Below are 14,246 nucleotides of genomic sequence, written 5' to 3'. Positions count from 1 at the left end.
CGGTGCAGATCGAAGACTCGATCCGCCGGGCGATCCACACCTACGGCCCCTCACGGGTTGGCGTTGTGCTGGGCACCAGCACGTCGGGCATCGACGAGGCCAGTCGCGGCATTGCCCACTACCTGCGCGATAACGCCTTTCCCGGCGACTACGACTACCAACAGCAGGAGCTCAGCGCACCGGCGAATTTCCTCGCCGACTGGCTGCAATTGAGCGGCCCGGCCTATGTGATTTCCACCGCCTGCACCTCCAGCGCCCGTGCGTTGATGAGTGCCCGGCGCCTGCTCGACCTGGGCCTGTGCGATGCGGTGATCTGCGGGGGCGTCGACAGCTTGTGCAGGCTGACGCTGAACGGCTTTACCGCACTGGAAGCGGTGTCTGCCGAGCGCTGCAATCCGTTTTCGGTGAACCGCAACGGCATCAATATCGGCGAAGCGGCGGTGGTGTTCCTGATGAGCCGTGAGCCGGCACCGGTCGCCCTGCTGGGCAGCGGCGCCAGCAGCGACGCCCACCATATCTCCGCACCCGAGCCCACCGGCAAAGGCGCGTTGCAGGCCATGCGCACGGCCCTGGCCCAGGCGAAACTCGCGCCCGAGCAGATCGGCTATCTGAACCTGCACGGCACCGCCACCCAGCACAACGACGCCATGGAAAGCCTGGCGGTCGCCAGTCTGTTTCCGGGCGGGGTGGCCTGTTCGTCGACCAAACCCATGAGCGGCCACACCCTCGGCGCGGCGGGTGCACTGGAAGCGGCGTTCTGCTGGTTGAGCCTGACGCACGGGCGAGTCCCTCCCCATGTGTGGGACGGTCACGTCGACCCGGCGCTGCCCGCCTTGCAGTGGGCACACCAGGGCGACACCTTGAAAAAACCTTATTTGATGAGCAACTCGTTTGCCTTTGGCGGCAACAACGTCAGCCTGATTATTGGAGAGGCCCCATGATCGCTTGGCCACTCGCCGAACTGCTGCCCCATGCAGGCGACATGATCCTGATCGACCAGGTGCTGTCGTTCGATGAAGAGCAGGTGCACACCCGTCTCACCGTCAAGCCCGGCGGCCTGTTCAGCCAGGCTGACGGCAGCCTGCCGGCCTGGGTCGGTATAGAGCTGATGGCGCAGAGCGTCGCGGCCTATGCCGGGTGCCGCGCGCGCCAGCAAGGCCGCGCGGTGGAACTGGGCTTCCTGCTGGGCACGCGAAAATTCGAGTGCAACGTGGCGCACTTTCCCGCCGGCGCCGAGCTGACGATCCACGGCCTGCGCTCGCTGGAGGACGACAATGGCATGGGGGTGTTCGAATGCCACCTCACCGGCGACGGCATCCAGGCCAGCGCACGCTTGAACGTATTTCGACCGCCCCAGGCGGCCACCTATTTAGATGAATCGAAGGACGAAACGCCATGACTGAATCCGTACTGGTCACCGGCTCCAGCCGTGGCATCGGCCGCGCCATTGCCCTGCGCCTGGCCCAGGCCGGGCATGACCTCGTGCTGCATTGCCGCAATGGCCGCGCCGAAGCCGACGCGGTACACGCCGAAATCGAAGCCCTGGGCCGCCAGGCGCGGGTGCTGCAATTCGATGTCGCCGATCGCGCGGCGTGCAAGGAAATCCTGGAGGCCGACGTCGAGCAACATGGCGCCTATTACGGCGTGGTGCTCAATGCAGGCCTGACCCGCGACGGCGCGTTCCCGGCGCTCTCGGAAGACGACTGGGACGTGGTGATGCGCACCAACCTCGACGGGTTCTACAACGTGCTGCACCCGGTGATGATGCCGATGATCCGTCGTCGCGCCGCCGGGCGCATCGTGTGCATCACCTCGGTGTCCGGGCTGATCGGCAACCGCGGCCAGGTCAACTACAGCGCCTCCAAGGCGGGCTTGATCGGCGCAGCCAAGGCGCTGGCCATCGAGCTGGGCAAGCGCAAGATCACCGTCAACTGTGTGGCACCGGGTTTGATCGACACCGCCATGCTGGACGAACACGTGCCGGTCGAAGAGCTGATGAAAATGATCCCGGCGCAGCGCATGGGCACTCCGGAAGAAGTGGCCGGTGCGGTGAATTTCCTGATGTCCGCCGAGGCAGGCTATATCACGCGCCAAGTGTTGGCCGTGAATGGGGGCCTGTGCTGATGAAACGCGTTGTCGTCACCGGCATGGCCGGCATGACCTCCCTGGGCAGCGACTGGGACACCATCGCCGCCAACTTTCGCGCCAACCGCAGCGGCATCCGGCGCATGGATGAATGGGACCGCTTCACCGAATTGAACACGCGCCTGGCCGGGCCGATTGACGATTTCGCCGTCCCCGCGCACTGGACCCGCAAGCAGCTGCGCAGCATGGGCCGCGTCTCGCGCCTGGCGGTCTGGGCGGCGGAGCAGGCGCTGCAGGACGCCGGCTTGCTTGGCGACCCGTCGATCAAGGACGGGCGCATGGGCGTGGCCTGTGGCTCGTCCACCGGCAGCACCGATGAGATCAAGGCGTTCGGCAACATGCTGCTGAACTCGGTGGCCGAGGGCCTGAATGCCAATTCCTATGTGCGCATGATGCCGCACACCACGGCGGCGAATATCAGCATCTTCTTTGGCCTGACCGGGCGCCTGATCCCCACCTCCAGCGCCTGCACCAGCGGCAGCCAGGGCATCGGTTATGCCTACGAGGCCATCAAGTTCGGCCGTCTGCCGTTGATGCTCGCCGGCGGCGCCGAAGAGCTGTGCCCCACCGAGGCCATGGTGTTCGACGCGCTCTACGCCACCAGCCTGAAAAACGACGCGCCGCAAACCAGCCCGCGCCCCTACGACAGCGGCCGCGATGGCCTGGTGATCGGCGAAGGCGGCGGCATGCTGGTGCTCGAAGAACTGGAACACGCGCTGGCGCGGGGTGCGCATATCCATGCCGAGATCGTCGGTTTCGGCAGCAATGCCGACGGCCAGCACACCACCCGCCCGGAACAGAAAACCATGCGCCGCGCCATGGAGCTGGCACTGGAAGACGCCGGGCTTGAACCGTCCGCCATCGGCTATGTCAATGGTCACGGCACCGCGACCGACCAGGGCGACATCGCCGAGACCCTGGCCACCAGCAGCCTGTTCGGCAGCCGCATGCCCATCAGTTCGCAGAAGAGTTTCCTGGGCCACACCCTGGGCGCGTGCGGGGCGCTGGAGTCGTGGTTCAGCATCGAGATGATGAACCGCGACCAGTACGTGCACACCTTCAACCTGGACTCGGTCGACCCGCAATGCGGTGAGCTGGATTACCTGCAAGGTGGCTTTCGCCAGATGCACAACGACTACGTGATGAACAATAACTTTGCCTTCGGCGGCGTCAACACCTCGCTGATCTTTCGCCGCTGGTCCTGACTTTTTAATCGATTGGAGAAAACGGAATGTCTTCCCTGCTACGCGCCACCCTGATCGCCCTGGCCCTGTTGACCACCGCCGGTTGCACCAGTAAACCGGTGCTCAACACCCAGCACGAGCTGCCGGCCACGCCCCAGCTCAGCGAAGAGAAAATGAAACAGGTGATCGTCGCCGCCCTGCAAAAACGCGAGTGGACGGTACAACGCCTGAGCCCGCAGTTGGTGCAGGCCGACATCACCGTGCGCGGCCAGTTCTATGCCGCCATCGACATCCGCTACACCCGCAACAGCTACGCCATCAGCTACCGCGACAGCCGCGAACTGGGCTACAAGGACGGCAAGATCCATCGCAACTACAACCGTTGGGTGAGCATGCTGGATCGGGACATTCTGGCGGGGCTGCGCTCGGCGGGGATGCAGTAACCCAGAAACGCCCTTGGATCGTTCCCACGCTCCGCGTGGTAACGCCGCCTGGGACGCTCTGCGTCCCGCCGCGAGTGCATGGCTCCAGCCTTCACCTGGGTGACGCGGAGCGTCACGGGATGCATTACCACGCGGAGCGTGGGAACGATCGGGTGTGAACATACCTACGCCACCGCCCTACGCGTCAACAATTCCACAAACGCCCTTGCCATCGGCGTCTGCGCACCCTTGCGCTGCACCAGCCATACCGCGGTCACCGCTTCCGGGTCCAGCAACGTGCGATACACCACGCCGTCGATCCGTATCCGTTGATAGGACGCCGGCAGCACCGATACGCCCAATCCCGCCGCCACCAGACCGATGATGGTCATCGCCTCGCCCGCCTCCTGGGCGACATGCGGGCTGAAGCCGGCGTCACGGCACAGGCTGAGCAGTTGCGCATAGAGACCGCTGCCGTAGGTGCGCGGGAAAAACACGAACGGTTCTTCTGCCAATTGCGCCAGGTGCAAGCCGCGCTCGCTGCCCTGCGCCAACGGGTGCCCGGCGTTCAGTACCGCCACCAGGGGCTCGCGCATCAGCTCGACCACACACAGTGATTCGGGCAACGGCAAAGGCCGCATCAGCCCGACCTGGATCGATTCATCCACCAGCGACTCGGCCACCTCGGTGCTGCTCATTTCCTGCAGGCTCAAGTGCACGGCTGGAAAGGCTTGGCGAAACGCAAAGATCGCCTGCGGGATGCTGGCGTTGAATGGTGCCGACGAGGTGAATCCGATTTTCAGCTCTCCCAGCTCTCCCATCTGCGCCCGTCGCGCGACGTCCGCCGCTTTATCCACCTGCGTCAGCACCAGGCGCGCCTCGTGCAGAAACAGGCGTCCCGCTTCGCTCAGCTCGACCCGACGATTGGTCCGCTCAAACAACCGCGCCCCCACCTTTTGCTCCAATGCCTGGATCTGCTGGCTCAGTGGCGGTTGCGAGATGCCCAGCACCTGCGCGGCGCGGCCAAAATGCAGCTCTTCGGCGACGGCGATGAAGTACCGCAGATGACGTAATTCCATGCACACCTCATTAGGTCGTAGAACCTATCAAACAGGTCGAACAATATATTGGAAAGAATCATTAGCCAGCTATATTCTTTTTCCCATTGTCAGTCCTGGCAGACTTTCCTCCCCGAGGTCCCCCGTGAATCCTGCTGTTGCTCCGCTTGCCCAACACACCCCGCCTTCAGCCCTTGATGACGTGGTGGCGCAGCTCAACGACGAGTACATCGAAAAAGGCACGCCGATGTTCATGCGCACGGTGCTGGCGCTGTTCTCCGGCGGGTTTGCCACCTTTGCCCTGTTGTATTGCGTACAGCCGATGATGCCGGCGCTGTCTCACGAGTTTTCCATCAATGCCGCGCAGAGCAGCCTGATTTTGTCGGTCGCCACGGCGATGCTTGCCTTCGGCCTGCTGATCACCGGGCCGATTTCCGACAGGCTGGGACGCAAACCGGTGATGGTCGCCGCGCTGTTCTGTGCAGCGCTGGCAACCATCGCCAGCGGCTTGATGCCGAGCTGGGAGGGTATCCTGCTCATGCGTGCGCTGGTGGGCTTGTCCTTGAGTGGCCTGGCCGCCGTGGCCATGACCTACCTGAGCGAAGAGATCCACCCGCAGCACATCGGCCTGGCCATGGGCCTGTACATCGGCGGCAATGCGATTGGTGGCATGAGCGGGCGGCTGATCATCGGTGTGTTGATCGACTTCGTCAGTTGGCACACCGCCATGCTGATCATCGGCGGCCTGGCGCTGATCGCCGCCACGGTGTTCTGGAAAATCCTCCCAGAGTCGCGCAACTTCCGCGCCAGCAGCCTCAAGCCGCGTAACCTGCTCGATGGCTTCGTGATGCACTTCAAGGACGCGGGCCTGCCGTGGTTGTTCCTGGAAGCGTTCCTGCTGATGGGCGCGTTTGTGACCCTGTTCAACTACATCGGCTATCGCCTGCTGTCCGACCCGTATGACCTCAGCCAGGCCGTGGTCGGCCTGCTGTCGCTGGTGTATCTGTCAGGCATCTACAGCTCGGCGAAAATCGGCTCGCTGGCCGACCGCCTGGGGCGCCGTCGCGTGCTGTGGGCCACCATTGTGCTGATGCTCGCCGGCATGGCCCTGACGCTGTTCACCCCGCTGTGGCTGGTGGTGCCGGGCATGCTGATCTTTACCTTCGGCTTCTTCGGCGCCCATTCGGTAGCCAGCAGCTGGATCGGGCGGCGTGCGGTGAAGGCCAAGGGACAGGCGTCGTCGCTGTATCTGTTTTGCTATTACGCAGGGTCAAGCATTGCCGGGACGGCGGGCGGGTTCTTCTGGCACTTGGGCGGATGGAACGGGATTGGCGGGTTTATCGTCGCGCTGCTGATTGGCGCGTTGCTGGTGGCGTTGAAGCTGGCGAAGTTGCCGCCGTTGGGGCAGGTCTGAAGATTTCTGGCTTTTAATGTGGGAGGGGGCTTGCCCCCTCCCACATTTTTGCTCTGTGTTTTTATTCGTGGTATTGCGCCGACAGTTCATGCACCGCGCGCAGGAAGGCACCCGCGTGCTCCGGGTTCACTTCCGGGGTGATGCCATGGCCGAGGTTGAACACGTGACCGGTGCCCTTGCCGTAGCTGGCAAGGATGCGGCCGACTTCGGTGCGGATCGCTTCCGGCTTGGCGTACAGCACGGTGGGGTCCATGTTGCCTTGCAGCGCAACCTGGCCGCCAACGCGACGGCGGGCTTCGCCGATATCGCAGGTCCAATCCAGGCCCAATGCATCGGCGCCCGCATCGGCGATGCTTTCCAGCCACAACCCGCCGCCCTTGGTGAACAGGATCACCGGCACCTTGCGGCCTTCGTGTTCGCGGATCAGGCCGCTGACGATCTTGCGCATGTAGGCCAGGGAGAACTCCTGGTAGGCCGCCGCCGAGAGGTTGCCGCCCCAGGTGTCAAAGATCTGCACCGCTTGCGCGCCGGCCATGATCTGGCCATTGAGGTACGCGGTGACCGACTGCGCGAGCTTGTCCAGCAGCAGGTGCATGGCGTGCGGGTTGTCGTAGAGCATGGCCTTGGTCTTGCGGAAGTCTTTCGACGAGCCGCCTTCGACCATGTAGGTGGCCAGGGTCCAGGGGCTGCCGGAGAAGCCGATCAGCGGCACGCGGCCGTTAAGCTCGCGGCGGATGGTGCTCACGGCGTCCATCACGTAGCCGAGGTCTTTGTGCGGGTCCGGGATCGGCAGGGCTTCGATATCGGCCAGGGTGCTGACGACCTTCCTGAAGCGCGGGCCTTCACCCGTCTCGAAGTACAGGCCTTGGCCCATGGCGTCGGGGATGGTGAGGATATCGGAAAAGAGAATGGCCGCGTCCAGTTGTGGGTAGCGGTCCAGCGGCTGCATCGTGACTTCGCAGGCGAACGCAGGATTCATGCACAGGCTCATGAAGTCGCCGGCGTGGGCGCGACTGGCGCGGTATTCCGGCAGGTAGCGACCGGCCTGGCGCATCATCCACACGGGCGTGACGTCTACGGGTTGCTTGAGCAGGGCACGAAGGAAACGGTCGTTCTTGAGGGCAGTCATGTCGGCATCCGCAAAAAAAGTGCGGGCATTTTCTCAGAGCGCGACGCAAAAGGCACGGTATGTGCCGTGCCTTTTGTCTATCGGGTCAATTTGTCGCGGACTTGAAAGCGCTGCAAAACAACTGTGGGAGGGGGCTTGCCCCCGATGGCGGTGGGTCAGTCAGTGAATCTGGTGACTGATGCAGCGCTATCGGGGGCAAGCCCCCTCCCACAGTTTGATCCCATTTCAACCTGGGATCGGGGTCAGACCTGCAGGTAGTCCAGGATGCCTTCGGCGGCGTTGCGGCCTTCGAAGATCGCCGTTACCACCAAATCAGAGCCGCGCACCATGTCGCCACCGGCGAAGATTTTCGGGTTGCTGGTCTGGTGCTTGTACTGGCCCTGCTCCGGGGCGACGACGCGGCCCTGGCTGTCGGTCTGGATCGCGAACTGCTCGAACCACGGCGCCGGGCTTGGGCGGAAACCGAAGGCGATGACCACGGCGTCGGCCGGGATGATCTCTTCGGAACCCGGGATCGGTTCGGGGCTGCGACGGCCACGGGCATCCGGTTCGCCAAGACGGGTCTCGACCACCTTCACACCTTCGACGCGGTCTTCACCGACGATGGCGATCGGCTGGCGGTTATAGAGGAATCTCACACCTTCTTCCTTGGCGTTCTTCACCTCTTTGCGCGAACCGGGCATGTTGGCTTCGTCACGACGATAAGCACAGGTCACCGACTTGGCGCCCTGGCGGATCGAGGTGCGGTTGCAGTCCATCGCGGTGTCGCCACCGCCGAGCACTACGACCTTCTTGCCTTTCATGTCGACGAAATCTTCCGGCGACTTTTCAAAGCCCAGGTTGCGGTTGACGTTGGCGATCAGGAAATCCAGCGCGTCGTACACGCCCGGCAAATCCTCACCGGCAAAGCCGCCCTTCATGTAGGTGTAGGTGCCCATGCCCATGAACACGGCGTCGTATTCGGCGAGCAGTTGCTCCATGGTGATGTCTTTGCCGATCTCGGTGTTCAGGCGGAACTCGATGCCCATGCCGGTGAAGACTTCGCGACGATTGCTCAACACGGTCTTTTCCAGCTTGAACTCGGGGATGCCGAAGGTCAGCAGGCCGCCGATTTCCGGGTTCTTGTCGAACACCACCGGGGTCACGCCGCCACGTACCAGCACGTCGGCACAGCCCAGGCCCGCCGGGCCCGCGCCGATGATGGCGACACGCTTGCCGGTCGGCTTGACCTTGGACATGTCCGGGCGCCAGCCCATGGCGAACGCAGTGTCGGTGATGTACTTCTCCACCGAACCGATGGTCACCGCGCCGAAGCCGTCGTTGAGGGTGCACGCACCCTCGCACAGACGATCCTGGGGACAAACCCTGCCGCAGACTTCCGGCAGGGTGTTGGTCTGGTGCGACAGCTCGGCGGCGGCGAGGATGTTGCCCTCGGCGACCAATTTCAGCCAGTTGGGAATGAAGTTGTGCACCGGGCACTTCCATTCGCAATACGGGTTACCGCACCCCAGGCAGCGGTGGGCCTGGTCGGCCGAGTGCTGGGGTTTGAAGGGCTCGTAGATCTCCACGAACTCTTTCTTGCGTTGACGCAACAGTTTCTTCTTCGGATCTTTGCGCCCGACATCGATGAACTGGAAGTCGTTATTCAGACGTTCAGCCATGTTAAAACCTCATCAAACTCTTCAGGCGCATATCACTGCGGGTTGGCACGGATGCTGGAAAGCAACGATTTCAGGTTGGCAGCCTTGGGCTTGACCAGCCAGAAACGACGCAGGTAATCATCGAGGTTTTCGGCGAGGTTACGACCCCATTCGCTGCCGGTCTCCTCGACATACTCGTCCAGCACGTGCTGCAAGTGGTTCCGGTAGGATTCCATGGCTTCGCCGCTGATCCGCTGGATCTCGACCAACTCGTGGTTGACCTTGTCGACGAAGGTGTTGTCCTGGTCGAGCACGTAGGCGAAACCGCCGGTCATGCCCGAGCCGAAGTTGTAACCGGTCTTGCCCAGTACCGCGACAAAGCCCCCGGTCATGTACTCGCAGCAGTGATCGCCGGTGCCTTCCACAACCGTGTGGGCCCCGGAGTTACGCACGGCGAAACGCTCACCGGCGGTACCGGCGGCGAACAACTTGCCACCGGTGGCGCCGTACAGGCAGGTGTTGCCGATGATGGCACTGTCCTGACTCTTGTAGACGCTGCCTTTAGGCGGAACGATCACCAGCTTGCCGCCGGTCATGCCCTTGCCCACGTAGTCGTTGGCGTCGCCTTCCAGGTACATATGCAGGCCGCCGGCGTTCCACACGCCGAAGCTCTGCCCCGCAGTGCCCTTGAAGCGGAAGGTGATCGGCGCTTTCGCCATGCCCTGGTTGCCGTGCTTGCGCGCGATTTCACCGGAGATGCGCGCGCCGATGGAACGGTCGCAGTTGCAGATATCCAGGGCGAATTCGCCACCACTGGCGTCGTTGATCGAGGAGCCGGCCATTTCGACCATTTTCTCGGCCAACAGGCCTTTGTCGAACGGAGGGTTGCGGTCCACCTGGCAGAATTGTGGCTTGTCGGCCGGGATGTGATCGCTGCCCAACAGCGGCGTCAGGTCCAAATGCTGTTGCTTGGCGGTCTGGCCTTTGAGCACTTCGAGCAGGTCGGTACGCCCGATCAGTTCTTCCAGCGAGCGCACGCCGAGCTTGGCCAGCCACTCACGGGTTTCTTCGGCGACGTAGGTGAAGAAATTCACCACCATGTCGACGGTGCCGATGTAGTGGTCCTTGCGCAGCTTTTCGTTCTGAGTGGCGACGCCGGTGGCGCAGTTGTTCAGGTGGCAGATGCGCAGGTATTTGCAGCCCAGGGCAATCATCGGCGCAGTACCGAAGCCGAAGCTTTCGGCGCCGAGGATTGCGGCCTTGATCACGTCGAGGCCGGTTTTCAGGCCGCCGTCGGTCTGTACCCGCACTTTGCCGCGCAGGTCGTTGCCGCGCAGGGTCTGGTGGGTTTCGGCCAGCCCCAGCTCCCACGGCGCACCGGCGTACTTGATCGAGGTCAACGGCGAAGCACCGGTGCCGCCGTCGTAGCCGGAAATGGTGATCAGGTCGGCATAGGCCTTGGCCACACCGGCGGCGATGGTGCCGACCCCGGCTTCCGCCACCAGTTTCACCGAGACCAGCGCCTGCGGGTTGACTTGTTTCAAGTCGAAAATCAGCTGCGACAAGTCTTCGATCGAGTAGATGTCGTGGTGCGGCGGCGGCGAAATCAGCGTCACACCCGGCACTGCATAGCGCAGCTTGGCGATCAGGCCGTTGACCTTGCCGCCCGGCAGTTGACCACCCTCCCCCGGCTTGGCGCCCTGGGCCACCTTGATCTGCAGCACTTCGGCGTTGACCAGGTATTCCGGGGTCACACCGAACCGGCCGGTGGCCACCTGCTTGATTTTCGAGCTTTTGAGCGTGCCGTAGCGCGCCGGGTCTTCACCGCCTTCGCCGGAGTTGGAACGCGCACCCAGGCGGTTCATGGCTTCGGCCAGGGCTTCGTGGGCCTCGGGCGACAAGGCGCCCAGGGAAATACCGGCGGAGTCGAAGCGCTTGAGGATAGATTCCAGCGGCTCGACTTCGGCGATGTCCATCGGCGTGTCCAGGGTCTTCACCTTGAACAGGTCGCGGATCATCGACACCGGGCGGTTATCCACCAGGCTCGTGTACTGCTTGAACTTGGCGTAGTCGCCCTGTTGCACGGCGGCTTGCAGGGTGCTGACCACATCCGGGTTGTAGGCGTGGTATTCGCCACCGTGCACGAACTTGAGCAGGCCGCCTTGCTGGATCGGCTTGCGCGCGCTCCAAGCTTCAGCCGCCAGAGCTTTCTGTTCGGCTTCGATATCGACGAAACGCGCCCCCTTGATACGGCTCGGCACGCCACGGAAGCTCAACTCACAGACTTCTTCGGAAAGGCCGATGGCTTCGAACAACTGGGCGCCGCGATACGAGGTGACGGTGGAGATGCCCATCTTCGACAGGATCTTCAGCAGGCCTTTGGTGATGCCCTTGCGGTAGTTCTTGAACACCTCGTAGAGGTCGCCCAGCACTTCACCGGTACGGATCAGGTCGCCCAGCACTTCGTACGCAAGGAACGGATAAACCGCCGACGCGCCGAAACCGATCAACACCGCGAAATGGTGCGGGTCGCGGGCAGTGGCGGTTTCGACGAGGATGTTGGAGTCGCAGCGCAGGCCTTTCTCGGTCAGGCGGTGATGCACAGCGCCGGTGGCCAGGGATGCGTGGATCGGCAACTTGCCCGGCGCGATATGCCGGTCGGTCAGCACGATCTGGGTACGACCGGCGCGCACGGCTTCTTCGGCCTGGTCGGCGACGTTGCGCACAGCGGCTTCAAGGCCGAGGCTCTCGTCGTAGTTCAGGTCGATGATCTGGCGGTCGAAGCCTGGACGTTCCAGGGTCATCAGCGAGCGCCACTTGGCCGGGGAAACCACCGGCGAGCTGAGGATCACACGGGAAGCGTGCTCCGGCGATTCCTGGAAAATGTTGCGCTCGGCACCGAGGCACACTTCCAGCGACATCACGATGGCTTCGCGCAGCGGGTCGATCGGTGGGTTGGTCACCTGGGCGAATTGCTGGCGGAAGTAGTCGTACGGCGTGCGCACGCGCTGGGACAGCACGGCCATTGGCGTGTCGTCGCCCATGGAGCCGACGGCCTCGTAGCCTTGCTCGCCGAGCGGGCGCAGCACCTGGTCGCGCTCTTCGAACGTGACTTGGTACATCTTCATGTATTGCTTGAGCTGATCGACGTCGTAGAAAGCCGAACCGTGGTCGTTGTCTTCCATGGTCGCCTGGATGCGCAGGGCGTTCTTGCGCAGCCATTGCTTGTACGGGTGACGGGACTTGAGGCGGTTGTCGATGGCGTCAGTGTCGAGGATCTGCCCGGTTTCGGTGTCCACGGCGAGGATCTGGCCAGGGCCCACGCGGCCTTTGGCGATGACGTCTTCCGGCTTGTAGTCCCACACGCCGATTTCCGAGGCCAGGGTGATAAAGCCGTTGGTGGTAGTCACCCAACGCGCCGGGCGCAGACCGTTACGGTCGAGCAGGCACACCGCGTAGCGGCCGTCGGTCATGACCACGCCGGCCGGGCCGTCCCACGGCTCCATGTGCATCGAGTTGTATTCGTAGAACGCCCGCAGGTCCGGGTCCATGGTCTCGACGTTCTGCCACGCAGGCGGAATGATCATGCGCACGCCACGGAACAGGTCGATGCCGCCGGTGACCATCAACTCAAGCATGTTGTCCATGCTCGAGGAGTCCGAACCCACGCGGTTGACCAGCGGGCCGAGCTCTTCGAGGTCCATCAGATCGTTGGCGAACTTCGTGCGACGGGCCACGGCCCAGTTGCGGTTGCCGGTGATGGTGTTGATCTCGCCGTTGTGGGCGAGGAAGCGGAACGGCTGGGCCAGCGGCCATTTCGGCAAGGTGTTGGTGGAGAAGCGCTGGTGGAACACGCAGATCGCGGTTTGCAGGCGCTCGTCGCTCAGGTCCGGATAGAAGGCGGTGAGGTCCGCCGGCATCATCAGGCCTTTGTAAATGATGGTCTTGTGGGAAAAGCTGCAGATGTAGTGATCGGTGTCGGCGGCGTTGAGCACCGACGAACGACGACGCGAGGTGAACAGCTTGATCGCCATGTCCTGGTCGCTCAGGCCGTCGCCTGCGATGAACACCTGTTCGATCTGCGGCAGGCGCTCGTTGGCCAGGCGGCCGAGCACGCTGGTGTCGATCGGCACTTTGCGCCAGCCGATCAGTTGCAGGCCGGCGGCGACGATCTCGCGGTTCATGTTCTCGCGAGCAGCTTCGGCTTTGACCGGGTCCTGGTTGAAGAACACCATGCCCACCGCGTATTGCTTGGGCAGGTCGACAGCGAAATGCTCTTTGGCAACGGCGCGCAGGAACTGGTCGGGCTTTTGAATCAGCAAGCCGCAACCGTCACCGGTCTTGCCGTCGGCGTTGATCCCACCGCGGTGGGTCATGCAGGTCAGGGCCTCGATGGCCGTTTGTAAAAGGGTATGACTGGGCTCGCCCTGCATGTGGGCTATCAGGCCGAAACCGCAGTTATCCTTGAATTCATCGGGTTGGTACAGACCTGCTTTCATAGACACTTTCTCACCAGGCTGCCTCTTCTATCGAGGCAAATTTCTTTTCAATTCAACCGGTTACCTTCCACGCCGAACGTACGCCGGCTTAGCGGGGGCAAAAGGGAGGTCATTGTACACACCGACACAGACGCTCACAAATTTAGCGACGAAATGTCGCAAATCTATGTCGCATTTATGAAAGGTTTAAAGCGATATGCTGTGCTAGTCAAAACTTTTTTAATTCTGACCGCTACGACTCAAAAGCTACCGTGACGCAGACACCACAAAGCGCGCGGCCTTCAGGGCTGCACGCTGTTGTCGTTTTTTTTGAGGTGCTGGGAGGGCGGCCTGGGTAAGGCCGCCGGATCTTCAGCGAGTTGTCGCGAGTTCTTGTTGAACGCTGGCGACAGTTCGAGGCCAAGGTTTACCAGCCTGAACCTTCGCTGGCAAGGCTTTGATGGCAGAATCGGCTGCGGCGCGGCTCGGGAAGCTGCCGTAGGTGATCACGTAGAGAGGCTTGCCGTTGAGCACTTTCTTGAAATAACGGTACTGGCCGCCCTGCTCTTTGACGAACGCCTGGGCGTTGGCCTCGGAGCTGGTGCCGAGGATCTGCACCACGAAGTTGCCGGTGGGCTGGCTGCTGTACCAACTGCTGCCGGCGGCACCGGCCTTGGCGACGGTGGCGGCAGGTTTTTCAGCAGGCTTGGCCGCTGGCGCCGGAGCCGGAGCTGGTTTGGCAACCGGTGCAGGCTTGGCCGTGGCCACCGTCGGCG

General features: G+C 62.9%; 11 protein-coding genes. 6 read left to right on the top strand and 5 right to left on the bottom strand.

What is annotated here, in order from left to right:
- The 5 genes from BFP96_RS03295 to BFP96_RS03275 all read left to right on the top strand — a co-directional run.
- On the top strand, window positions 1-941 hold a 941-nt coding region (locus tag BFP96_RS03295; RefSeq protein ID WP_065935569.1), incomplete at its 5' end, for a beta-ketoacyl-ACP synthase.
- Window positions 938-1,399 carry a hotdog family protein gene (locus BFP96_RS03290; protein WP_065935568.1) on the top strand — a complete coding sequence of 154 codons (462 nt, stop codon included), beginning with the start codon at window positions 938-940 and terminating at the stop codon, window positions 1,397-1,399. The genes BFP96_RS03295 and BFP96_RS03290, both read left to right, overlap by 4 nt.
- Window positions 1,396-2,124: a 3-oxoacyl-ACP reductase FabG gene (gene fabG, locus BFP96_RS03285; RefSeq protein WP_065935567.1), complete on the top strand. Its 729-nt coding sequence runs from the start codon at window positions 1,396-1,398 to the stop codon at window positions 2,122-2,124. Before BFP96_RS03290 ends, fabG begins: the two co-directional genes overlap by 4 nt.
- Window positions 2,124-3,350: a beta-ketoacyl-ACP synthase gene (locus BFP96_RS03280; RefSeq protein WP_065895805.1), complete on the top strand. Its 1,227-nt coding sequence runs from the start codon at window positions 2,124-2,126 to the stop codon at window positions 3,348-3,350. Before fabG ends, BFP96_RS03280 begins: the two co-directional genes overlap by 1 nt.
- A gap of 26 nt (window positions 3,351-3,376) precedes the next feature.
- On the top strand, window positions 3,377-3,772 hold the full coding sequence (locus tag BFP96_RS03275) for a hypothetical protein (protein ID WP_065883094.1): 396 nt from the start codon (window positions 3,377-3,379) through the stop codon (window positions 3,770-3,772).
- A 164-nt stretch (window positions 3,773-3,936) separates the two neighbouring features.
- On the opposite strand, the gene BFP96_RS03270 is transcribed toward BFP96_RS03275, so the two are convergent.
- The gene (locus BFP96_RS03270) at window positions 3,937-4,830 is read right to left on the bottom strand and encodes a LysR family transcriptional regulator (RefSeq protein WP_065935566.1); all 894 of its coding nucleotides are present in this window, start codon (window positions 4,828-4,830) and stop codon (window positions 3,937-3,939) included.
- A 181-nt stretch (window positions 4,831-5,011) separates the two neighbouring features.
- Between BFP96_RS03270 and BFP96_RS03265 the strand changes: the two genes are divergently transcribed.
- Complete coding sequence (locus BFP96_RS03265; protein WP_370737770.1) at window positions 5,012-6,223, top strand: MFS transporter; 1,212 nt, start codon at window positions 5,012-5,014, stop codon at window positions 6,221-6,223.
- A gap of 61 nt (window positions 6,224-6,284) precedes the next feature.
- Here BFP96_RS03265 and hemE read toward each other — a convergent pair whose 3' ends face one another.
- The 4 genes from hemE to BFP96_RS03245 form a co-directional block, all read right to left on the bottom strand.
- Window positions 6,285-7,352: a uroporphyrinogen decarboxylase gene (hemE, locus tag BFP96_RS03260; protein WP_065892112.1), complete on the bottom strand. Its 1,068-nt coding sequence runs from the start codon at window positions 7,350-7,352 to the stop codon at window positions 6,285-6,287.
- A gap of 242 nt (window positions 7,353-7,594) precedes the next feature.
- On the bottom strand, window positions 7,595-9,013 hold the full coding sequence (locus BFP96_RS03255; RefSeq protein WP_065892113.1) for an FAD-dependent oxidoreductase: 1,419 nt from the start codon (window positions 9,011-9,013) through the stop codon (window positions 7,595-7,597).
- 32 nt (window positions 9,014-9,045) lie between these two features.
- Window positions 9,046-13,491, bottom strand: coding sequence for a glutamate synthase large subunit (gltB, locus tag BFP96_RS03250; protein WP_065892116.1), 4,446 nt, complete (start codon window positions 13,489-13,491; stop codon window positions 9,046-9,048).
- Between the two features lie 351 nt (window positions 13,492-13,842).
- Window positions 13,843-14,246, bottom strand: a 404-nt coding sequence (locus tag BFP96_RS03245; RefSeq protein WP_170875972.1) for an SPOR domain-containing protein, incomplete at its 5' end; no start/stop codon positions are given.

The organism is Pseudomonas sp. 34 E 7, from assembly GCF_900005715.1.
Classification (GTDB): domain Bacteria; phylum Pseudomonadota; class Gammaproteobacteria; order Pseudomonadales; family Pseudomonadaceae; genus Aquipseudomonas; species Aquipseudomonas orientalis_A.
The sequence above is the reverse complement of the archived record's forward strand: the minus strand, read 5'-3'. Positions and strand labels throughout refer to the sequence as shown.